Origin of the sequence: uncultured Bradyrhizobium sp. (assembly GCF_936928535.1) — a bacterium.
Taxonomy (GTDB): Bacteria; Pseudomonadota; Alphaproteobacteria; order Rhizobiales; family Xanthobacteraceae; genus Bradyrhizobium.
Genome location: NZ_CAKZHY010000172.1, coordinates 1 through 21,184, shown reverse-complemented (window position 1 = coordinate 21,184; position 21,184 = coordinate 1). Strand labels below are relative to the sequence as shown.

Below are 21,184 nucleotides of genomic sequence, written 5' to 3'. Positions count from 1 at the left end.
TCTAGTCCACAAACGGTTCGACGATACTACGCTTGCCGAGCAGGAAAGAGTCGGCGACGAGGCGAAGCGGTGCCAGATCGACATCGCTCGCGCCTGATGCCGCGAGCTTGACGAAGTGACGGTAGAGTTCTCGATATTCCTCATCGGGCGCGTCGGCAACAACCTTGCCGTCGACCGCCATGATCCTTCCACCACGGGACAAGGTCATCTCGCCCTGATCGGTTTCGGCGACGATATCCCAGCTCTGCGGTCCGGTCTGACGAAAGTCGAACTCGGCCGTGATAGGCAGGCCGCTGATGTCAGTCAGCGTCAGGTTGGCGGCAATCGGCGACTGGCAATTGGCCGGAAAGGCAAGCTCGGCCGCGGTGACGAACACCGGCTTTGGCAGGATGCGGGTCAGGATCGAGAGCGCGTTGATGCCGGGATCGAACACGCCGAGCCCGCCTGGCTCCCAGATCCAGGTCTGGCCGGGATGCCAGACGCGAACGTCTTCCTTCCAGATGATGCGAACGGACTTGATCCGGCACCTCGCCAGCCATTCGCGGGCCGGCTCGACCGCCGGGGCGTGACGCGAATGCCAGGTCGCAAACAGGGTCCGCTTTGCGTCGGCCGCCATTGCGATCAACGGATCGAGTTCGGCAACGCCGATGCCGGGCGGCTTCTCCAGCATGACATGCTTGCCGGCGGCGAGCGCAGCGGCCGCCTGGGCGCGGCGCACCTGCGGCGGTGTGCAGAGCGACACTGCATCGATCTCCGGGCCTTTCTCCAGAAGTTCCTCGATCGTCGCAAAATGCGGCAGGCCCGGCAGCGACGCATTACGACTGGCGACGGCGGCAAGCACGGCGCCCTGCGTCGCGGCGATCGCGCCGACATGCTGGTCGCGCGCGATCTTGCCGAAGCCGACGATGGCAATACGAAGAGCTGTCACGGATGTTCTCCAGATTCTGCGGGCGCCGCCGGCGCCGTCTCGGCCGCCATCCCCTTATGCCGGCGCATGCCGTTATGAATGACGAAGGCCATGGCTTCCGCCGCCGCGTCTGCATCACCGGCTGCGATCGAATCCGCGATCTTCTGGTGCCAGAGCAGGGCAATTTCGCGATCTTCCGACCCGGCAGGCGCACTGAGCATGAAGGCCGTACGCAAGGCAGCCTCGATCACGTGACCGATGGAGCGCATGAACGGATTGCCGGACGCGCGCGCCACCGCAAGGTGCAAAGCCAGGTCGGCTTCGGCGAAGCCAACGGATTCGGAGGTCTCCTGCCGCATGCGGTCCATGCTGCGCTGAAGCTCGGCGATGTCCTCCTCCGAACGGCGCCTGGCCGCGAGCGCCGCCGCGCGCGGCTCGACCGCAAGACGTATCTCGGCGAGATCGTTGAGAAAGCGCCTGTCGATGCCGGCGTCGAGATGCCAAGCGAGCACATCGGCATCGAACATGTTCCAGGCGGCGCGCCCGCGCACGACGGTGCCAACCCGTGCCTTGGTGGTGAGCAGCCCCTTGGCGACCAGCGTCTTCACGCTCTCGCGCAACACCGGCCGCGACACGCCGAACATCGCCGTCAGCTCGGCATCGCCCGGAAGCCGCACCCCTTCGGCATACCGTCCGGCGATGATGTCGACGCCGATCGAGCGGGATACTTCCGCGTGGTTGGAATGGGCCCGTCGCGTCGGGATGACGACGATGCGCGAGGTCATGAGATTGCTCCCGCGCGCTTTGCCGCCGGCCGGCGCGCCAGCGCGACCAAGCCCTGTTGAAGTGCGATGAAGGCGAACAGCAGAATGCCGGTCGCGATCTTGGTCCACCAGCTCGACAGCGTGCCGTCGAAATTGATGTAGGTCTGGATCATGCCCTGGATCAGCACACCGAGGAACGTGCCGATCACCGAGCCCTGACCGCCCGTGAGCAGCGTGCCGCCGATTACCACGGCAGCGATGCTGTCGAGCTCGACACCGACAGCGGAAAGCGAATAGCCGGCGCTGGTGTAGAACGAGAATACGATGCCGGCAGTCCCTGCGAGCAGGCTCGATAGCATGTAGATCTTGATCGTCATCCTGCCGACCGCAACGCCCATCAGGCTCGCGGTCGCCCGGCCGCCCCCGAGTGCATAGACATTGGCACCGAACCGGGTGAGACGCAGCAACAGGATGCCGCCGATCAAAATCACGAGCATGATGATCGCAATCGCGCTCAGCCGCCCGCCCCCGGGCATCCGCAACGCAAAGTCGGACACCGTCGAATAAACAGGTGCGGTGATCGGCACCGATTCCGTCGAGAGCAGGAAGCTCGCACCGCGTGCCAGGAACATGCCGGCCAGCGTCACGATGAAGGGCGGCAGGTCGAAAACGTGGATGACCGCGCCCATCGCCGCACCGAAGGCCGCCGAGAGCACGAGGATGGCGACGAAGGCGACCAGCGGCGGCATGCCCCAGCGTTCGATCGCCAGCGCAACGAACACAGTGGTGAAGCCGATCACGGAGCCGACCGAGAGATCGATCCCGCCTGAGATAATGACGAAGGTCATCCCGGTCGCGACTATGCCGAGGAAGGCATTGTCGGTGAGGAGATTGCCGACGACGCGGGTGGAGGCAATGTTGGGAAACTGCACCGCGCAGAGCGCGAAGCCCACGACGAGCACGATGGCCGTGATCAGGACGGGCGGTAGGCCTTTCATGGTTTCGCCCTCCGCAGCCGCGCCATGATGCCGGCAAAGCCGGACAGTTTTGGCGATTGCAGCAGCAGCACCGCGAGCACCACCACGGCCTTGACCAGCAAATTGAATTCCGGCGGATAGCCGGACAGCAAGATGCCGGTGTTCATGGTCTGGATGATCAGCGCACCCAACACGGCCAGAACGAGGCTGAAGCGGCCGCCGAACAGCGAGGTGCCGCCGATCACGACCGCAAGGATCGCATCGAGCTCGAGCCAGAGGCCGGCATTATTCGCATCTGCCCCCATGATGTCGGCCGCGGCGATCACGCCGGCAAGCGCGGCACAGACGCCGCACCAGACATAGACCGCCAAAATCATCGCGCGGGTACCGACGCCGGCAAGCTCGCTCGCCCGTGCATTGCCGCCCGTCGCCTCGATCAGCAGTCCGAGTGCCGAGCCGCGGACCACCGCGCCAGTGAGGATCAGCATGCCGAGCGCAATCACAATCGGGACGGGGACGCCGAGAATGGCGCCGGTGCCGAGCCAGACCAGGTCCGGCGAGGTAAAGGTCACGATGCGCCCCTCGGTGATGAGCTGGGCAATGCCGCGCCCTGCCACCATCAGGATCAGCGTCGCCACGATCGGCTGCATGCCGAGCACGGCGACAAGGAAACCATTCCACAATCCGCAGACGAGGCCGGCGCCGAGCGCGGCCGCCAGCACGACCGGCAGACTGTGAGTGTCGGCGAGACTCGCGGCGATCGCGCCGCAGATTGCCATCACCGCGCCGACAGATAGATCGATGCCGCGCGTTGCGATCACAAGCACCATGCCGAGGGAGAGCAACGCCACCGGCGTACCGCGATTGAGCACGTCGATCAGGCTGCCGAACAGGCGGCCGTCCTGAAGGCGCAGGTCGAAGAATTGCGGCGACACCACGCGGTCGGCCGCGAGGATGACGATCAGCGCAAGGATCTGGGCAAGGCCGCGGCGCGGCAACAGCATTGTCATGCCCGAGCCTCTTGCATCGCTGCGCCGTCGGCGGCGATGGCCGCGAGAATATTGGTGACGTCGATAGTCTCGCCCGCAAGCTCCTCGACATGAGCGCGATCGCGCAGCACGATCACGCGATCGGAATAGGTCACGATCTCGTCGAGCTCGGAGGAGATCACGAGCAGCGCGAGCCCGTCGTCGCAGAGCTCGCGGATCAGTCGGATGATCTCGGCATGGGCGCCGACGTCGATGCCGCGCGTAGGTTCATCCAGCACGAGGAGCCGGGGCGACGTCGCGAGCCAGCGCGCCAGCAGCGCCTTTTGCTGATTGCCGCCGGAGAGCAGGCCGACGGGCCGCTCGGGATCGGGCGGACGGATGTCGAGCATCTTGACGTAGCGTTTTGCGATCTCGTCCTGCTCGCGGCGCGACAGCGGCCGATGCAGTCCGCGCTTGGCTTGCAGCGCGAGCACGATGTTCTCCCGCACGGTGAGTTCGGCGACGATGCCGTCGGTCTTGCGCTCCTCCGGGCAATAGCCAAAGCCGTGGCGTACGCCGTCGCGCGGCGACTGCAGTCGCACGGGGGCACCCTCCACCCTTGCCTGTCCGTCATCGGAGCGCTCGGCGCCGAACACCAGCCGCGCCGTCTCGGTGCGGCCCGAGCCGAGCAGACCGGCGAGGCCGACGACCTCGCCATGGCGCAGCTCGAGATTGAATGGCGCGACATAGCCGGCCTTGCCGTAATTCTCGAAACTCGCACAGACCTCGCGCGGCGGACGGTCGCTTGCCGCCGCCCGCGCGCTGGTGGTCTCGGCGAGCTCGCGCCCCAGCATCATCCGGATCAGCTCGAGCCGCTGCAGCGAGGCCGTCTCGCGCTCGCCGACCAGGCGTCCGTTGCGCAGCACCGTGATCCGATCGGAGATCTCGTAGACCTGATCGAGGAAATGGCTGACGAAGACAATGCCGATGCCGCGCTTGGCAAGCTGGCGCATGATGCCGAAGAGGATCTCGACCTCGTGACGATCGAGGCTCGCGGTCGGCTCATCCAGAATCAGCACGCGTGCGGAAAGATCGACGGCGCGCGCGATCGCGGTGACATGCTGGATGGCGACTGAATAATTGCCGAGCGGCGCGGCGACATCGATGTCGAGACCGAACCCGGTCAGCAACGCTTTGGCACGGCGGCGCATCTCGCCTTCGCGCACGATGCCGAAGCGCATCGGCTGGCGGTCGAGAAACAGGTTTTGTGCCACCGACAGGTTCGGCAGCAGATTGACTTCCTGGTAGACGGTGGCAATGCCGGCATCGAGCGCCGCCTTGGCCGAACGCGGCGCGACCTCGTCGCCGCCCAGCCTGACAACTCCGGCATCGCGCGGGAACACGCCGGTGACGACCTTGATGAGCGTGGATTTGCCGGCGCCGTTCTCACCGAGCAGCGCATGGATCTCGCCGGCGCGAAGCGTGAAGTCGACCTCCTGCAACGCGCGCACCGCACCAAAGCTCTTGCTGATCCCGCGCACCTCCAGGAGGGGCGGAGCAGGATCAAGGCTGTTCTCCATAACGACGTCACTCCCACCGGCGCCCGCTTATGCTGCGGATACCCAGCCTATTCGTTCGCGCAACGATTGCGAAGGGGGTGCCGGACCACAAGGCGTGGTCCGGCGAGAAGCCCGCCTCAGTAACCGAGGCCCTTCTTGCTGTCGTATTCATTCTGCGGATTGTCGGTGGCCGTGAGCAGCCTGGACTCGGTCTGGATCCACTTCGGCGGAACGGTGCCCTTCTCCTTGAAGGCCGCAACGGCGTCGAAGGCCGGACCAGCCATGTTCGGCGTCAGCTCGACCGTGGCATTGGCCTCACCGGCAACCATCGCCTTGAAGATGTCAGGAACCGCGTCGATCGAGACCGTGAGGATGTCCTTGCCCGGCTTGAGGCCGGCTTCCTTCATGGCCTGGATCGCGCCGACCATCATGTCGTCGTTGTGAGCGTAGACCGCGCAGATGTTCTTGCCGCCGCCTTCGGCCTTGATGAAGCTCTCCATGACTTCCTTGCCCTTGGCGCGGGTGAAGTCACCGGTCTGGCTGCGCACAATCTTCAGGTTGGCGTGCTTGGCGATGGCGGTGTCGAAGCCTTTCTTGCGGTTGGCAGCGACGCTGGCGCCGACCGTGCCCTGCAATTCGACAATGTTGCAGGCCTTTTCCCCGACAGTCTTGGCCAGCCAGTCGCCGGCGACCTCGCCTTCGTGGACGCTGTCCGAGGTGACGGCGGTGAGATAGAGGTCTTTGCCCGAGGGATCGATGTCGCGGTCGAGCAGCACGACCGGAATCTTGGCTTCCTTGGCTTCCTTCAGCACCGCGTCCCAGCCGGTCGAGACGACGGGGGCGAGGAAGATCGCATCGACGTTCTGCGCGATGAAGGACCGGATCGCCTTGATCTGGTTCTCCTGCTTCTGCTGCGCGTCGGCGATCTTGAGATTGACCTTGCGCTTGGTGGCCTCCTGCTTGGAGACCGAGGTCTCGGCCGCGCGCCAGCCGGATTCAGATCCGATCTGCGAGAAGCCGACGGTGAGCTCTGCGGCATTCGCCGGCAGCGCGAGCAACAACGCGGCCGTGGCGCTGGCCGCAAAGAGGGCTTTGAAGGTCATGAGGCGTGTGTCTCCCAAGTGTTATCAGGGGCGTCCACGGTATTATGACACCCTCAGGCCGGCCTTCAGGACGGCGAGAGGGACTATTTCACGGAAGCTTGCGTCCGTATAGTCATATTATTTGACTATTCGGACGAATGACGTGGATGCGCAGAAACCGCTCGCGAAGAGAGATTTTTAGTTTATCTACAATCTAAAATTGCTTTTGGTTGAGCGCGCGACGCAACCTCGCCGAAGCGGCTTCGGCGGCGCGGGCGGGACAAGCCCGGCCATGACTGAAGAGAGGTGAAAGAGCCGGCGGCTAGATCAACTTCCGCTGCGCGAGGTTCTTCATCAGCGCGCCGATACCGAAGGTCCACGGCTCGCACTCGTCGCTGGTCCGCATGCGGTTGACGAGCTTGCCGAGCTGAGGCGCGGCGATGGTGACGATGTCATCGCGCTTGTGCGTAAAACCCTGCCCCGGGGCGTCGCGATCCTTCACGGGCGCGAACATCGTGCCGAGGAACAGCACGAAACCATCGGGATATTGATGCACCTTGCCGATGGTTTGCGCGACGAGATCAGTGGGGTCACGGCTGATCTTGCTGATCGATGAATGGCCGTCGAGGACAAAGCCGTCCGTCCCCGTCACGTTCAGGCTGATGTCCAGCTTGCGTGCATCATCGAGCGTAAACGTGTCGTCGAACAGGCGCAGCAACGGACCGATCGAACAGGACGCATTGTTGTCCTTGGCCTTCGACAGCAGCAGCGCCGAGCGGCCCTCGAAGTCGCGCAGGTTCACGTCGTTACCGAGCGCGCCGCCAACGATCTTGCCGCGGCTGGAGACGAACAGCACCAGCTCCGGCTCGGGATTGTTCCAGGTCGACTTCGGATGCAGACCGGCATCCATGCCGGTCCCGACCGAGGACATGGTCGGCGCCTTGGTGAAGACTTCGGCATCGGGGCCGATGCCGACCTCGAGATATTGGCTCCAGGCGTTCTGATCGATCAGCACCTGTTTCAAGTGCATGGCCTGGTCGGAGCCCGGCTTGAGCTTCGAGAGATCGTCGCCGATCAGCCGCGTCACCTCTTTCCGGATTGCTTCGGCCGAGGCTGGATTGCCCTTGGCGCGCTCCTCGATCACGCGTTCCAGCATCGAGATCGCGAAGGTGACACCTGCGGCCTTGAGCGTCTGGAGGTCGACGGGCGCGAGCAGCCAGGGCTTCTTCGGATCGCGCCCATCAGGCGCCGTGTTGGCGACGATGGCTCCGAGATCGCCAATGCGCTCGCCCTTGGTCGCGCCGAGCGCCTTGACCGGATTATCCTCCTCGCAGAGGGCGCTGACGGTCGGGAATTTCGCGGTGACGTCGAAGACGCCGTCTGCGCGCACCGCGACCACGGCCGGACCGTTCGCCTGCGGCAGCCAGACACGGCCGACCAGCGTTCCCTTCGTTCCATCCTCGGGGAGAAGGTCTTTAACCGTCAAATTCGTCATGGCCGGCGTCCTCGCTGTTTTTCGGATCGGCCGCTTTCACAGGCAGCGATCCCATTGGCGAAGACCAATAAACGTCTGGCAGGGGAAGTCCAGAGCGGCAGGATGCCCTGCTGCAATGCCCCTGCCCACGCCTCCTTATGCGCCTGCGCGCGCCTTGCGGGCCGCGATCTGCTGCAGCGCCCAGCGTGCGTTCTTGCGGACATCAGGATCCGCATCGTCGGCGATGACGGCCAAGAAGGCCTCACCGTCGGGATGCGCGATCTCGCCAAGCGCAGCGGCCGCCTCTTTCCGCAAATTCGCCTGGTCATGATTGACGCAATTGCCGATTGGACGCACGGCGCGCTCGATCTTCATCCTGCCCAGGCTGCGGATCGCCTTCAACCGCACCTGCCAGAATTCGTCGCCGAGCGCGCCAACGAGCTGGTCGGCGGCGATGGATCCGTTGACATTGAGTCCGAGCGTCTCCGCGGCCATCTCGCGCACCATCCAGTCCGTGTCTCTCAGCGCGCGCGTGATCGTCTCTGCCGCCGGCTTCATCTGCGAGAACGCCAGCGCGCTCACGGCGGCACGCCGGACATGCGCATCGGGATCGTTGATCAGCGCAGTCAATGCAGGAATCGATTCTTCCAGCTTGAGGAATCCGATCACACCGATCGCCTGCACGCGTACGGCAGCATCGGAGTCCTGCAGCGCTTCGAGTGCCGGCTTGAGCGTATCCTTGCGACGCAATTCCTTGAGCGCACGCAGCGCGCCTATGCGGACGAAAGCGTGGCCATGCTTGACGAGCGGCAGGATCACATCGGCGCAGGCGGGATCCTTGAACTCTGCCATGCTGTCGGCGGCGGCGGCCGCGACGATCCTTTCCGGATCGACCAGCAGCTTCACCAGCGCGCTCGCCGCCTCCGGCCCGTCGAACTCGCCAAGCGCCATCGCCACCTGCTGACGCACGCCGGCGTCGGGATCGGCCACCATGTTGGCGAGATGCGCCACGGCGGCGGGATCGCCGGAATGCCCGAGCGCGATGATGGCAACGCGGCGTTCGGCAGGATCTGCGGCCTGGAGCCGCTCGTCGGCGTCTTCCAGATCGTCGTAGGATTCGAAGGGGCTCGACATTGTCACCTCAACAGATACGGAATGTTGACGGTGACGGCACCGGTCGGGCAATCGGCTTCGCAGGGCATGCAGTACCAGCATTCGTCATAGGCCATGTAGGCCTTGCCGGTCATGTCGCTGATGCGCAGCACGTCGAGCGGGCAGACGTCGACGCAGACGGTGCAGCCCTTGTCGGCGATGCATTTGGCGTCGTCGACGACCACCGGAACCGATGTCTGATAGGACGCGAGAGGCATGTGATGTCTCCTGTTGTTCTGTTGCGGCGGATCAGGCGGTGGCGCGGATGCGCTGCTTGTCGTAGAGGTCCTTCTCGTCGTCGGCGATCGGAACGACGTAAGGTTCGACGGCGCGCTTCTCGCTGGTCATCTTGCCGTTCTGCTTGCTCAGCAGCGTGTGGCAGAACCAGTTCTCGTTGTCCTTCTCCGGGAAGTCCGTGCGCCAGTGGTAGAGACCCCAGCGGCTCTCCTCCCGATAGAGCGAGGCGTGCACCGCCATGTCCGCACAGTCCATGATCGACTGTACTTCGAGCGCGCGCAGCAGCTCGTGCGCGTTGCGCGCAATCATGTGCTCCTGCATGTCCTGGCGCGTCTCGGCGAGGCGGCGCATGCCGAGCTCGTATTTGCGCGTCACCTTCGGCGGCTGGAGATAGTCGTTGACGAGGCGGCGAGTCTTGTATTCGACCTGGTTCGGCGGAATGCCGTCCTCGCGCCTGGTCGGCGCCATCACGCGATCGCGCTCCTTTGCGACATCGGCCGCATCGAATTCTGCGAAGTCGTGGCTGTCGGCGAACTCCATCGCGTCGGTGCCGGCAACCGCTCCGTTGGTGAAGGCGCCGAGCATGTAATTGTGCGGCACGCTTGCCATGTCGCCGGCGGCGTAGAGCCCCGGCACGGTGGTGCGGGCATTATCGTCAACGAACACGCCGGAGGCGCTGTGGCCGGAGCAAAAGCCGATCTCCGAAATGTGCATCTCGATCGAGTCGTTACGGTAATCGACCCCGCGTCCCTGCTGGAACAGGCCGCGCGTCGGCCGCTCGACCTTGTGCAGCGTGGACTCGATCTCCGAGATGGTGTCCGGATGGAGGTGCTTGAGCTGGAGGAACACGGGACCTTTGCCTGACAGGAGCTCATTGTAGAACTCCAGCATCATCTGGCCGGACCAGTAGTCGCATTCGATGAAGCGTGAGCCTTCGTTGTTCGCTGTAAACGCGCCGAAGGGACCGGCGACGTAGGCGCAGGCCGGACCGTTGTAGTCCTTGATCAGCGGGTTGATCTGGTAGCATTCGAGGTTCGCGAGCGCCGCGCCGGCGTGATAGGCCATGGAATAGCCGTCACCGGAATTGGCGGCGTTCTCGTAGGTGCCGAACATGTAGCCGGAGGTCGGCAGACCAAGTCGGCCGGCGGCGCCCATGCAGAGGATCACGGCCTTGGCCTTGATCACCAGGATCTCGGCGGTGCGGGTGTTGACGGAGATCGCGCCGGCGATGCGGCCGTCGGACGATTTCAGCAGCCGCGTCGCCATGTAGCGGTTGGAGATCAGGATGCGAGCGCGGCGGAGCTGGCGGTACAGCGCCTTCTTCACGGTCTCGCCGTTCGGCATCGGCAGCACGTAGGTGCCGATGTGGTGCACCTTCTTGACGGCGTAGTCGCCGTTCTCGTTCTTCAGGAAGCGGATGCCGAAGCTGTCGAGCTCTTCGATGATCTTGTAGCAGTTCTGCGCGTATTTATAGACCGCCTTCTGGTCGACGATGCCGTCATTGGCGATGGTGATTTCCTTGGTGTACTGCTCCGGCGTCGCGTAGCCGGGAATGACGGCGTTGTTCAACCCATCCATGCCCATCGAGATCGCGCCTGAGCGCTTGACGTTGGCCTTCTCGAGCAGGACGACGTTCGCCTTCGGGTTCTTCAGCTTCGCCTTCAGCGCCGCCATCGGGCCGGCCGTGCCGCCGCCGATGACGAGCACGTCGCAGGAAACCTCCGAAAGTCCGTCGACGATCTGATCTAGTGCCATCTCTTGCTCCTGGTTCGCCGCGTGTCCGGCGCCTTTGCATCAGATTTGTTCAGGTGACTGCCCGGCGATAGCAATTAGTTGTCGCCGGGACGCGATTTGCGCCTCAGCGCTCGACGAAAGCCTTTTCGATGACGAAATGGCCGGGCCGGCTGTGATTGCCCTCGGCAAAGCCACGAGCGGAGAACATCGCGTGCAGCTCATCGAGCATGCCAGGGCTCCCGCACAGCATGATGCGATCCGTCTCGATATCGAGGCCGGATTGCCCGATATCGTCGAACAGCTGGTTGGAGGCGATCAGGTCGGTGATGCGACCGCGATTGCGGAACGGCTCGCGGGTCACCGTCGGGTAATAGACCAGCTTGTCGCGGATCAGCGGCCCGAAGAATTCGTGCTCGCGCAGACCTTCGACGAGATGTTCACCATATGACAGTTCGGAGACCTGGCGGCAGCCATGGGCGAGCACGATGGTCTCGTAGTTCTCGTAGACGTCAGGGTCCTTGATCAGGCTCGCGAACGGCGCAAGGCCCGTGCCGGTCGAGAGCAGCAGCAGGCGCTTGCCGGGAATGAGATTGCCGGTGATCAGCGTACCCGTCGCCTTGCGGCCGACCAGGATGATGTCGCCTTCCCGGATCTTCTGCAGCCGCGAGGTCAGCGGTCCGTCCTTCACCTTGATCGAGAAGAATTCGAGCGCTTCCTCGTGATTGGCGCTGGCCATGCTGTAGGCGCGCATCAACGGCTTGCCGTTGACCTCGAGGCCGATCATCGCGAACTGACCGTTCTGGAAACGGAAGCCGGGATCACGCGTCGCGGTGAAGCTGAACAGGCTATCGGTCCAGTGCCTGACCGACAAAACCGTTTCCTTTTGAAATGCGCTCATGGTCTCTCCTTGGCCATCGATGGCGCACAAGGTTTCGGAGAGAGCGGAGTCCGGCAATTCGTAAGTGAAATTCCCAGTCGATTAGTTTCACATTTCGCGAGTGGCGATCGAACAGCAGGCAACAAGCCCGTGCGAGCACGCGCGCGCCGGCAATTAGTTGCTATCCGCGCGCGCCAACACCGACATAGAGAATATCAGGAGGTCCGTCATGACCATGACCCTGGTAGCCCCAACCGTGGCCGACTACGAAGCTAGCGCCGATCTTGCGACGCTCCTCGTCCGCACCGCGGAGGGTGATGCTTTCGGCGTTCCCGCCGAAAAACTCCGCCTGTCCTGCAAATGCGCCCATTGCACTCGCGCCCGCTTCGATGACCGCTTCCCTGCACGTTTTACGGGTATCGCCATTACCGAGATCGGCGATCTCGGCTATGGGCTGAACATCTCGTTTTCGGACGGGCACAACAGGGGGATTTACCCAAAACCCTATTTGCTGAGCCTGGCCGGGCGGTAAGCGCCCGTTTGCTCCCATCTGGCACGGACATTGCTCCTCTTTCGAACGATTTGAAACGTTCCGGAGGCAGACAATGTTACAAGCGGCGAGTGCAGTGCGCGGGACTGTTCCCCCGGCAGTCCGGCCTGCGGGTAGTTCCTCGCTGCTGCTGACCGAGAATCAGCAATGGATAGGCGGCCCGCCGCCGCTGATGGACAAGCTCAGCCCACGAGAACGGGATCTGGTGCTGAAGCAGGGCCGACGAAAGGTGCTCAATCGCGGCCAGACGCTGTTCAGCCAAGGCGGCAAGCATGACGGCATCTGGCTGATCGAGAGCGGCCGCATCCGCGTGTTCTACACCTCACCACTCGGGCGCGAGATCACGCTCGCCTATTGGCATGTCGGCAACTTCGTCGGCGGACCTGAGGTGTTCGAGGGCACAGTGCATCAATGGTCCGGCGTCGCATCCAGCAATTGCAGCGTCGTGCACCTGCCCGGCAAGGAACTGCGGTCCCTCGCCGCAGAGATCCCGAGCCTTGCGATTGGTTTGATTGAGGGGCTCACCTTCAAAGGCAAATGCTATTCGGCGCTGGCGCAGATGCTGGGAACGCGCTCGATCACGCAGCGCCTTGCGCATCTGCTTCTGCATCTCGTCGACCTCTACGGCGTCGAGGACGCCGATGGCCGAGTGATTGCGGCAGCCTTCACCCATGCCGACATCGCCCACATGGTCGGCGCTACCAGACAATGGGTCACGATCAGCCTGAAGCGGATGCAGGAGAAGGGAATCGTCCTGACCAAGCGCTCGCAGATCGTGGTCTGCCGGACCGACGTGCTGGAGGAAATGCGCGGCCAGGCCTCCGACTGAAAAGGCGGCGACCAGGGCCGATGCACAGGCAAGCGGCTTTATAGTGCAGGACTGCCCAAGGAGTATGCAATCAGCTTTTCCCGGCAACTAATCGACTACCGCACTCATTCCGGATTTGCCCTGTCCACGCCCTCACCCAATCATGGCAACCACAGCACATCCAACCTGATGAGGATGAGAATGGTCCGCCATCTTCCCACGCTCTCGATCGCGATGTCGGTGACGTCGCTGGCGCTTCTAACCGCGCAGCCGGTCTCGGCGGAAACCGTCACGCTCGGCATCGGAACGCAGGACACCACCACCAACACGGTGACCGCCGGCGTCGTCATCCGGCAGCTCCATCTCCTCGAAAAATACCTGCCGAAGGATGGCAAATACGCCAACATCAAGTTCGAGCTGGAGTGGCAGAATTTCACGTCCGGTCCGCCCGTCACCAATGCGATGATGGCGAACAAGCTGCAGATCGGCATGATGGGCGACTATCCGCTGATCGTGAACGGCTTCACTTTCGACAGCAATCCCGAAAGCAAGAGCCGTCTGATCGGCGTCGCCGCCTACAGCCTGTCCGGCTCCGGCAACGGTATCGTCGTGCATAAGGACTCGCCCTATTACGAGCTTGCCGATCTCAAGGGCAAGCTCGTCAGCGTGCCCTTCGGCTCCGCCGCGCACGGCATGGTGCTGAAGGCGATGCAGGACCGCGGCTATTCCGCAGACTTTTTCCAGCTCGTCAGCCAAAGCCCGGAGGTCGGCTCGACCAACCTCCAGGAGAAGAAGATCGACGCGCATGCCGACTTCGTCCCCTTCGCCGAGCTCTTGCCGTTCCGCGGTTTTGCGCGAAAGATCTTCGACGGCGTCGAGACCAATCTGCCGACCTGGCATGGCATCGTGGTCCGCACCGATTTCGCGGAAAAATATCCCGAGGTCGTCGTCGCCTACATGAAGGCGCTGATCGCCGCCAACCAGTGGCTGCGCGACGACCCAAAGCTTGCCGCTGAGAAGATCCAGGAGTGGACCGGCATCAACAAGGAAGTCGTCTACATCTTCCTCGGCCCCGGCGGCAACATGACCACCGACCCCACGATCAAGCCGGCGCTGATCGATGCCGCCGCGACCGACGTGAAGGTGCTGCAGAATCTCGGCCGCATGAAGGAGTTCGATCCGAAGAAATGGGTCGATGACAGCTACATCCGCAAGGCCTATGCCGAGATGAAGCTCGACTATGATGCGCAGCTCGTAAGCACCAAGAACTACGAAATCTCCGGCGAAGACGTTTTCTGCAAGAAGCCTATCGCCGATCCGCGCAAGGCCGGCGAGGTCTGGGTCGACGAGGCGGGCATCGTGCCATTCTCGTCTGCGGCTTGCACGCTCGGCGCCTACGCCGACTTCAAGGCCAAGGGCAAAAAGATCAACGTTGCCTATGTCTTCGACACCACGCGCGGCATCAAGCTGTTCGCCGACCAGGCCTTCTTCGCGGTCGGCAATGGCGATGTCGCACCGTTCCTGCTGAAGAAGGACGCCGAAGCCTATGCCGCCAAGATCAGCGGCAAGGTGCTCGGCTTTGACGATGCGGTGAAGGCGTCGGTCAGCGGAGGCAAGACGTGAGCAGTCCGGCCATCCTCAGACATTCCGAGGACAGCATGTCAGCGACAACGGCAATCTCAGAGGCGGGCCCCGTGCCCGCCACCACTCCGTCCGCGACACCGCCCTCCATCGGCACGCTCGCGCTGCGCTGGTACCGGCTGAACCAAAGCCGGTTGCGCGCGATCGCGATCGGCATCATCTCGCTGCTTGCCTTCCTGCTGGTCTGGCACCTGCTCACGACCTACCGCGTCGTGTTCTTCGTGCGTTTCACCAACGTGCCCTCGCCGGTCGCAGTCTATGCGAGCTTCACCAAGGCGATGCACGATCCCAAATTCCTGCTCCACGTCGTGTTGAGCTGCCGGCGCATCTTCATCGGCTTCTCGCTGGCGGCGATCGTCGGCGTGCCGCTCGGCCTGATCATGGGCCGCTTCAGGCTTGTCCATGAGATCGTCTTTCCGGTCGCTGAGGTGTTGCGGCCGATCCCCGCCATCGCCTGGGTGCCGATGGCAATCATGCTGTGGCCGACCAACGAGCAAAGCATCGTCTTCATCACCTTCATCGGCGCGTTCTTCCCGATCCTCCTCAACACGCTGCACGGCATGTCGCTGGTCGATCCGGTACTGGTGCGTGCCGCGCAATGCCTCGGCGCGCGCGAGCGCTCGATCTTCCGCGAGGTGTATTTTCCGGCGTCGCTACCGCACATCTTTACCGGCCTCACCGTCGGCATGGGCGTGGCATGGGTGTCGCTGATCGCGGCCGAGATGATCTCGGGGCAATACGGCATCGGCTATTTCACCTGGGAGGCCTATTCGCTGGTCCAATATGCCGACATCGCGCTCGGCATGATCGCGATCGGCGTGCTTGGACTGGGATCGAGCTTGCTGATCAGAGGCGCGGGGCAATTGGTGATGCCGTGGAGGCTGAAATGAACGAGATCCAGACCAGGCCACCGCAGGGCCATATCGAGGTCAGGAATTTTTCCCTCAGCTATGACAGCATCGAGGGCCCCGTTCAGGCCGTCACCGATACGCAGATCCATGTGAAGCCCGGCGAGTTCGTGTCCATCGTCGGGCCCTCCGGCTGCGGAAAGTCGACGCTGCTGAATGCGGTCGCCGGCTTCCTCAAACCCACCACGGGAATCGTCACCGTCGATGGCGAGCGCGTGAACGGCCCCAGCGCCGAGCGCGGCATGGTGTTCCAGCAATATTCACTGTTTCCTTGGAAGACGGTGCGAGAGAATGTCGAGTTCGGCCTGAAGATGCGGGGCATGGCGCGCTCGCAGCGCGAGCGTGCGGCACGGACGCTGCTTGGGCTCGCCGGACTCGAGGCCTTCGAGAAGCATTATCCGGAAAAGCTGTCCGGCGGCATGAAGCAGCGCGTCGGCATTGTGCGCGCGCTCGCCACGGGACCGAAGGTGTTGCTGTTGGATGAGCCCTTCGGGGCGCTCGACGCGCAGACGCGCGTCATCATGCAGCAGATTCTCACCAACATGTGGCAGCGGCTGAAGATCTCCGTGCTGTTCGTCACCCACGACATCGATGAAGCGATCTTCCTGTCCGACCGCGTCTATTGCATGACCGCACGCCCCGGCTCCATCAAGGCAGAAATCCCTATCCCGCTGGAGCGGCCGCGGCAGCAATCGATGATGATGTCATCGGAATTCCTGGCGCTGCGCCGCGGGCTGATGTCGCTGATCCGCGAGGAGAGTCTGAAGGCGATGGGCGGCGAGATCAACGACATGGGCATGCAGGGGCTCAACATCGAGCTGCACGGGCATTCGCTGGCGGATGTGATTTGATCTACTTCCGCTAGCGGGGATGGCGGTCTTGTAGGGTAGGCAAAGCGAAGCGTGCCCACCATTATCACGATCGTTCGAAAATGGTGGACACAGCGCAAGTGCGCCTTTGCCCATCCTACGGCAGTTCTTCCTTGATCACTTGAACCAGTGCACCAGTGCGATGCTGATGCCGAGCAGCAGCATCAGCGACAGCGTCACCGCCGCCGTCACACGTCCCCCGACATTCGCTAGTACCCGGACGTCGACACCCAAGCCCAGCGCCGCCATCGAGACCACGGTGAGAAATGTGGTGATCTTCGTCACCGGCGCGACCACTGTGCCTGGCACGATCTCGAGGGAGCGCAGCGTCGCCAGCGCGAGGAAGCCGAGGATGAACCAGGGGACCAGGCGGAAGAAGCTGACATTGGTCTTCTTGGCGTCGGCCTGCCAGCGCGAGGCGACCAGCGAGAGGCCGACGACCACGGGACCTAGCATCAGGACACGCATCAGCTTGACCAGTGTGCCGATCTGCGTGGAGATCAGCCCCGCCGGAACCGTTGCCGCCAGCACCTGCGGCACGGCATAGACCGTTAGCCCCGCAAGGATGCCGTATTGCGTGGCGGTGAGCTGTAACAGCGGAATCAGCAGCGGCAGGCCCAACACCATCATCACGCCGAGGATGGCGGTGAAGGAGATCGAGGACGCGATCTCGTCGCTGTTGGCGCCGATGATCGGCGCGACCGCAGCGATCGCGGAATTGCCGCAGATGGAATTGCCGCAAGCGATCAGGATCGACAGCCGGGTTGACAGGCCAAGCAGGCGGCTGAGGGCGAAAGAAACGCAGAGTGCGATCACGACCACGGCCGCAATCGAGGCCAGCAGTGCGATGCCCGAGGCCGCGATGGCGGCAAAGCTGATGGAGGCACCGAGCAGCATGACGGCAACTTCCAGGAGCTGCTTGGCGCTGAAGGCGATACCGGCCTGCCAGCGAGGCGCCGGCTTCCAGAAGCTGCGCAGGGCCATCCCCAGCAGGATCGCCATCACCAGCGCCTCGACATAGGGATGCTCGAACACGCCAAGTTCGGCCCGCTCCAGCAGGGCCGAGACTCCGGCGACGGCGATGCACAGGAGGATGCCGGGAATCAGCCCGACGATGCGGTTAGCGGTCGTGGTCGGCTTGGCGTCGGTCGGGCTGGATGCTTGATTCTGCGACACAAATCTCTCCCAGAGGAGAATGATTTATACGCACGGCGATCCGGTTGGGGAATAAGTTTTCGACATATCAGGGCCGAGGCAAAATCTATCCTCAGCCCGGAATAATCAGGCTCGGAAGAGCAGGTCGGGCTTAGAACAACAGGTTCTTGGCCAGCGACGCCACGTGGCTGAAGGTGTCATAGACGCCCGGCTCGAAGAAGGCCGCGCGGGCGAACACGATGCCCGCCACCAGCACCCAGAACACGCCGGTGCCAGCCCGCAGCAGCAGCTTAGAGGCACGCGACTGCGGCTGCGCGTCCGTTGCGGACACCAGCTGCTCGCCAAAGGGCTCAAATCCAGTGCGTTCCATGGCCGTCAATCCATCAAATCCTGACAGGAATGTCGTCGTTTCGGGCCCAAACGGCAATGGAAGCGATTGGCGTTTTTGCCCTCCCGAGGGGAAACTCCTTCCGCCTGATGGTCCCGCGGCAATAGTTTTCTTCTTTTGTCCTATTTGGGCACCGGAGTGCCACCGGCTCCGGCCTCATGGACGACCTCATCCGTGTTGATTACCGTGCCCTCACCCGAAAGGTCCGTTGCCGGATCGCCGGAGATCAGAAGAAGACAATGAATATCGAATCTCCCCGCAAGCCCCTCGACCTCGCCTCGGCAATCGCGGAAGCCGATATCCGCGGCCTCCTCATGGTGCTGGTGCACATGACCGGCGACGAACGCTGGCTCGAGCCGCCCTATTTGCCCAAACGCGACATCCGCCTGATTCCCGATCCCGAGGCCGGCGTGCCCCGTGAGGTCCAGGAGGAGATCCGCGCCGCCGTGGTCAAGCTCTTTGCCAAGGGCGCACCGAAGCCGGTGATCAATGATCCCGGCGAAGAGCTGCTCTTAAGGATGATGCGGGCCTGCCTCGGCGAGAACGTCGCACCGGAATATGCGCCGCTGATGCGCGAGGAAATGGGATTCGTGTCGCGCGAGGCGCGCTGGACCAAACGTCCCTCCGACGCGAAACTTGCCGAGCAGCGTGTGCTGATCGTCGGCGCCGGTGTCTGCGCCATCGCACTCGGCGTGGCGCTTGGCCATCTCGGCATCCCCTACACTATCGTCGAAAAGAACGCCGAGCTCGGCGGCACCTGGTGGATCAACCGCTATCCCGGCTGCGGCGTCGATACGCCGAACCACTCCTATTCGTATTCGTTCGGCTCGGGTAACGCCTGGACGCGCTACTTCTGCCAGCGCGAGGAACTGCTCGGCTATCTCCTGAAAGTTGCCGACGAATACGGCATCCGCAAGCATCTGCGCGTCAACACCGAGCTGACCGCTTCGCGGTGGGATGAAGACAAGCGGCGTTGGATCTCGACGCTGAAGACGACGAGCGGCGAAGAAACCTTCGAATCCACTGCGCTGGTCTCAGCAATCGGCCAGCTCAACGATCCCTCACGCGCGCATTTCAGGGGCGAAGAGAATTTCAAAGGCACAATCCTGCACTCGGCGCTGTGGCACGATGACATCAAGCTTGATGACAAGAATGTCGCCGTGATCGGTACCGGCGCGACGTCGATGCAGCTGGTGCCGACGATTGCCGGACGCGTCGCCTCCGTCACGGTCTATCAGCGCAGCGCGCAATGGGCACGGCCGGTGAAGGGCTATGCCGATCCGATCAGCGAAGGCGCGCGCTGGCTGCTCGCGCATCTGCCGTTCTATGTGCAGTGGTATCGCTTCAACATGTTCTGGCGCTATGGCGACGGCCTGCTGCCGTTCCTGCGCAAGGATCCGGCCTGGCCGCATCCGGAACGCGCTGTCAACAAAGGCAACGACCGGCATCGCCAGGAGCTCACCGACTTCATCCTGTCAGAGTTGAAGGAGCGGCCCGACCTGATCGCAAAATGCGTGCCGACCTACCCGCCCTACGGCAAGCGCATCCTGCTCGACAACAACTGGTTCAGGACGTTGACCCGCGACAACGTCGAGCTCGTCACCGATGCGATTGATCGTTTCGATGAAACCGGCATCGTCACCGCCGACGGGACACACCGCCCCGCCGATATCATCGTGGTCGCCACAGGCTTCAAGGTCACCGAGATGGCCGCGCGCCTCAACATCAGCGGCCGCAATGGCAAGGCTTTGCGCGAGGCTTGGGCCCACGACAATCCGACCGCGTTCCTCGGCCTCACCGTGCCTGATTTTCCCAACTTCTTCTGCATGCTCGGCCCGAACTCTGGTCCCGCGCATGGTGGCAGCGTTATCTTCCAGTCGGAATGCCAGAGCCGCTACATCTCGGCCTGTCTCGTCGATATGATCGAGAACGACTTCGCCGCCATCGATGTCCGCCGGGAGGTGCTCGACGATTACGTCCGCAAGGTCGATGCCGAACACGAGGCAATGATCTGGACCCATCCGGGCATGAGCACCTACTATCGCAACGCAAGCGGCCGCGTCTTCTCGGCAATGCCGTGGCGGTTCGTAGACTATTGGCGCATGACGCACGATCCCGACATGCGCCAGTACAGGCTCACGAAGGCGTAGGTCCGGCTACGCCGCCAGCCCGCTCCCGACTGGCGCGAACTCCAGCCCGAGGCTTTCTGCCACCGCCTTGTTGGTGATACGGCCGCGATGAACGTTCAGCCCGTTGCGTAAGTGAGGGTTTTCCAGCACCGCGGCAAAGCCCTTGTTCGCTAGCATCAGGCCGAACGGCAGTGTCGCATTGTTCAGCGCCTGGCTCGACGTCACCGGCACGGCGCCCGGCATGTTGGCCACGCAATAATGTACGACGCCATCGACTTCATAGGTCGGCTCGGCATGCGTCGTCGCATGCGAGGTCTCGAAACAGCCGCCCTGGTCGATCGCGACGTCGACCAGCACCGCGCCCGGCCTCATCGATTTGAGCATCGCGCGCGTGACGAGCTTTGGCGCGCTCGCGCCCGGCACCAGCACCGCGCCGATGACGACATCGGCGCTGAACACTTCCTCCTCGACGGACTCGATCGTGGAGACGCGCGTGCGCACACGTCCGGTGAAGAGATCATCGAGCTCGCGCAGGCGCGGGATCGAACGGTCGATCACCGTGACTTCGGCGCCGAGGCCTGCCGCCATCCGCGCCGCCTGCGTTCCCACCACGCCGCCGCCCAGCACGACCACCCGCGCCGGCTGCACGCCCGGCACGCCGCCGAGCAGCAGGCCACGACCGCCAGCCGACCGCTTGAGCGCGGCGCCGGCGGCCTCGATCGCGAGGCGGCCGGCGACTTCGCTCATCGGCGCGAGCAGGGGGAGGTGGCCGGCCGCGTCGGTGACCGTTTCATAGGCGATCGCAGTGCAGCCGGAGGCGAGCAAGCCCTTGGCTTGTTCCGGATCCGGCGCAAGATGAAGATAAGTGAACAGGATCTGTCCTTCGCGGAGCTGAGCCCATTCACCCTTCTGCGGCTCCTTCACCTTCACGATCATCTCGGACTTGCCGAAAATGTCGCTTGCGCTCGCTGCAATGGAGGCCCCTGCCCGCTGGTATACCTCATC

At 63.4% G+C, this 21,184-nt stretch carries 20 protein-coding genes; 6 read left to right on the top strand and 14 right to left on the bottom strand.

What is annotated here, in order from left to right; genetic code table 11:
* Window position 1: 1 nt before the first annotated feature.
* The 11 genes from Q0687_RS34455 to Q0687_RS34405 all read right to left on the bottom strand — a co-directional run bounded on the left by Q0687_RS34455 (window position 2) and on the right by Q0687_RS34405 (window position 11,752).
* Window positions 2-928 (bottom strand): Gfo/Idh/MocA family oxidoreductase, encoded by a 927-nt coding sequence (locus Q0687_RS34455; RefSeq protein ID WP_298887120.1) that lies wholly within the window; start codon window positions 926-928, stop codon window positions 2-4.
* The gene (locus tag Q0687_RS34450) at window positions 925-1,692 is read right to left on the bottom strand and encodes a FadR/GntR family transcriptional regulator (protein WP_298887116.1); all 768 of its coding nucleotides are present in this window, start codon (window positions 1,690-1,692) and stop codon (window positions 925-927) included. The genes Q0687_RS34455 and Q0687_RS34450 overlap by 4 nt, the downstream gene beginning before the upstream one ends.
* Window positions 1,689-2,669, bottom strand: coding sequence for a galactofuranose ABC transporter, permease protein YjfF (gene yjfF / locus Q0687_RS34445; protein ID WP_298887113.1), 981 nt, complete (start codon window positions 2,667-2,669; stop codon window positions 1,689-1,691). The genes Q0687_RS34450 and yjfF overlap by 4 nt, the downstream gene beginning before the upstream one ends.
* A complete protein-coding gene (locus Q0687_RS34440; protein WP_298887110.1) occupies window positions 2,666-3,658 on the bottom strand; it encodes an ABC transporter permease in 993 nt (330 codons plus the stop codon). The genes yjfF and Q0687_RS34440 overlap by 4 nt, the downstream gene beginning before the upstream one ends.
* Window positions 3,655-5,196, bottom strand: a complete 1,542-nt coding sequence (locus tag Q0687_RS34435; protein WP_298887107.1) for a sugar ABC transporter ATP-binding protein — start codon at window positions 5,194-5,196, stop codon at window positions 3,655-3,657. The genes Q0687_RS34440 and Q0687_RS34435 overlap by 4 nt, the downstream gene beginning before the upstream one ends.
* Before the next feature lie 116 nt (window positions 5,197-5,312).
* Window positions 5,313-6,278: a galactofuranose ABC transporter, galactofuranose-binding protein YtfQ gene (gene ytfQ / locus Q0687_RS34430; RefSeq protein ID WP_298887104.1), complete on the bottom strand. Its 966-nt coding sequence runs from the start codon at window positions 6,276-6,278 to the stop codon at window positions 5,313-5,315.
* 301 nt (window positions 6,279-6,579) lie between these two features.
* A complete protein-coding gene (locus Q0687_RS34425) occupies window positions 6,580-7,752 on the bottom strand; it encodes a fumarylacetoacetate hydrolase family protein (protein WP_298887101.1) in 1,173 nt (390 codons plus the stop codon).
* A gap of 135 nt (window positions 7,753-7,887) precedes the next feature.
* Window positions 7,888-8,865, bottom strand: a complete 978-nt coding sequence (locus Q0687_RS34420; RefSeq protein WP_298887098.1) for a HEAT repeat domain-containing protein — start codon at window positions 8,863-8,865, stop codon at window positions 7,888-7,890.
* A 2-nt stretch (window positions 8,866-8,867) separates the two neighbouring features.
* The gene (locus tag Q0687_RS34415) at window positions 8,868-9,101 is read right to left on the bottom strand and encodes a ferredoxin family protein (RefSeq protein WP_008141081.1); all 234 of its coding nucleotides are present in this window, start codon (window positions 9,099-9,101) and stop codon (window positions 8,868-8,870) included.
* Window positions 9,102-9,132: 31 nt separating this feature from the next.
* Entirely contained in the window at window positions 9,133-10,875 is a 1,743-nt protein-coding gene (locus tag Q0687_RS34410; protein ID WP_298887028.1) for a fumarate reductase/succinate dehydrogenase flavoprotein subunit, read from the bottom strand.
* 103 nt (window positions 10,876-10,978) lie between these two features.
* Complete coding sequence (locus Q0687_RS34405) at window positions 10,979-11,752, bottom strand: ferredoxin--NADP reductase (protein ID WP_298887025.1); 774 nt, start codon at window positions 11,750-11,752, stop codon at window positions 10,979-10,981.
* A 214-nt stretch (window positions 11,753-11,966) separates the two neighbouring features.
* Between Q0687_RS34405 and Q0687_RS34400 the strand changes: the two genes are divergently transcribed.
* The 5 genes from Q0687_RS34400 to Q0687_RS34380 all read left to right on the top strand — a co-directional run bounded on the left by Q0687_RS34400 (window position 11,967) and on the right by Q0687_RS34380 (window position 16,489).
* On the top strand, window positions 11,967-12,263 hold the full coding sequence (locus Q0687_RS34400) for a gamma-butyrobetaine hydroxylase-like domain-containing protein (protein WP_298887446.1): 297 nt from the start codon (window positions 11,967-11,969) through the stop codon (window positions 12,261-12,263).
* A gap of 73 nt (window positions 12,264-12,336) precedes the next feature.
* The gene (locus tag Q0687_RS34395) at window positions 12,337-13,110 is read left to right on the top strand and encodes a Crp/Fnr family transcriptional regulator (RefSeq protein ID WP_298887022.1); all 774 of its coding nucleotides are present in this window, start codon (window positions 12,337-12,339) and stop codon (window positions 13,108-13,110) included.
* 180 nt (window positions 13,111-13,290) lie between these two features.
* A complete protein-coding gene (locus Q0687_RS34390; RefSeq protein WP_298887018.1) occupies window positions 13,291-14,712 on the top strand; it encodes an ABC transporter substrate-binding protein in 1,422 nt (473 codons plus the stop codon).
* Window positions 14,709-15,620 (top strand): ABC transporter permease, encoded by a 912-nt coding sequence (locus Q0687_RS34385; protein WP_298887015.1) that lies wholly within the window; start codon window positions 14,709-14,711, stop codon window positions 15,618-15,620. The genes Q0687_RS34390 and Q0687_RS34385 overlap by 4 nt, the downstream gene beginning before the upstream one ends.
* Window positions 15,617-16,489 (top strand): ABC transporter ATP-binding protein, encoded by an 873-nt coding sequence (locus Q0687_RS34380; RefSeq protein WP_298887012.1) that lies wholly within the window; start codon window positions 15,617-15,619, stop codon window positions 16,487-16,489. Before Q0687_RS34385 ends, Q0687_RS34380 begins: the two co-directional genes overlap by 4 nt.
* A gap of 135 nt (window positions 16,490-16,624) precedes the next feature.
* Here the strand turns inward: Q0687_RS34380 and Q0687_RS34375 are convergent, their stop codons facing one another.
* The gene (locus Q0687_RS34375) at window positions 16,625-17,683 is read right to left on the bottom strand and encodes a putative sulfate exporter family transporter (RefSeq protein WP_298887009.1); all 1,059 of its coding nucleotides are present in this window, start codon (window positions 17,681-17,683) and stop codon (window positions 16,625-16,627) included.
* 130 nt (window positions 17,684-17,813) lie between these two features.
* Window positions 17,814-18,032, bottom strand: coding sequence for a hypothetical protein (locus Q0687_RS34370; RefSeq protein WP_298887006.1), 219 nt, complete (start codon window positions 18,030-18,032; stop codon window positions 17,814-17,816).
* 257 nt (window positions 18,033-18,289) lie between these two features.
* Between Q0687_RS34370 and Q0687_RS34365 the strand changes: the two genes are divergently transcribed.
* The gene (locus tag Q0687_RS34365; protein WP_298887004.1) at window positions 18,290-20,200 is read left to right on the top strand and encodes an NAD(P)-binding domain-containing protein; all 1,911 of its coding nucleotides are present in this window, start codon (window positions 18,290-18,292) and stop codon (window positions 20,198-20,200) included.
* A 6-nt stretch (window positions 20,201-20,206) separates the two neighbouring features.
* Here Q0687_RS34365 and ald read toward each other — a convergent pair.
* The coding region (gene ald / locus Q0687_RS34360) for an alanine dehydrogenase (RefSeq protein ID WP_298887001.1) at window positions 20,207-21,184 on the bottom strand (978 nt) is incomplete at its 5' end.

Bases quoted from the DNA above. Each gene is read 5' to 3' on its own strand.
- Q0687_RS34450 (WP_298887116.1), bottom strand. From the start codon at position 1,692: ATGACCTCGCGCATCGTCGTCATCCCGACGCGACGGGCCCATTCCAAC.
- yjfF (WP_298887113.1), bottom strand. From the start codon at position 2,669: ATGAAAGGCCTACCGCCCGTCCTGATCACGGCCATCGTGCTCGTCGTG.
- Q0687_RS34440 (WP_298887110.1), bottom strand. From the start codon at position 3,658: ATGACAATGCTGTTGCCGCGCCGCGGCCTTGCCCAGATCCTTGCGCTG.
- Q0687_RS34435 (WP_298887107.1), bottom strand. From the start codon at position 5,196: ATGGAGAACAGCCTTGATCCTGCTCCGCCCCTCCTGGAGGTGCGCGGG.
- ytfQ (WP_298887104.1), bottom strand. From the start codon at position 6,278: ATGACCTTCAAAGCCCTCTTTGCGGCCAGCGCCACGGCCGCGTTGTTG.
- Q0687_RS34425 (WP_298887101.1), bottom strand. From the start codon at position 7,752: ATGACGAATTTGACGGTTAAAGACCTTCTCCCCGAGGATGGAACGAAG.
- Q0687_RS34420 (WP_298887098.1), bottom strand. From the start codon at position 8,865: ATGTCGAGCCCCTTCGAATCCTACGACGATCTGGAAGACGCCGACGAG.
- Q0687_RS34415 (WP_008141081.1), bottom strand. From the start codon at position 9,101: ATGCCTCTCGCGTCCTATCAGACATCGGTTCCGGTGGTCGTCGACGAC.
- Q0687_RS34410 (WP_298887028.1), bottom strand. From the start codon at position 10,875: ATGGCACTAGATCAGATCGTCGACGGACTTTCGGAGGTTTCCTGCGAC.
- Q0687_RS34405 (WP_298887025.1), bottom strand. From the start codon at position 11,752: ATGAGCGCATTTCAAAAGGAAACGGTTTTGTCGGTCAGGCACTGGACC.
- Q0687_RS34400 (WP_298887446.1), top strand. From the start codon at position 11,967: ATGACCCTGGTAGCCCCAACCGTGGCCGACTACGAAGCTAGCGCCGAT.
- Q0687_RS34395 (WP_298887022.1), top strand. From the start codon at position 12,337: ATGTTACAAGCGGCGAGTGCAGTGCGCGGGACTGTTCCCCCGGCAGTC.
- Q0687_RS34390 (WP_298887018.1), top strand. From the start codon at position 13,291: ATGGTCCGCCATCTTCCCACGCTCTCGATCGCGATGTCGGTGACGTCG.
- Q0687_RS34380 (WP_298887012.1), top strand. From the start codon at position 15,617: ATGAACGAGATCCAGACCAGGCCACCGCAGGGCCATATCGAGGTCAGG.
- Q0687_RS34370 (WP_298887006.1), bottom strand. From the start codon at position 18,032: ATGGAACGCACTGGATTTGAGCCCTTTGGCGAGCAGCTGGTGTCCGCA.
- Q0687_RS34365 (WP_298887004.1), top strand. From the start codon at position 18,290: ATGAATATCGAATCTCCCCGCAAGCCCCTCGACCTCGCCTCGGCAATC.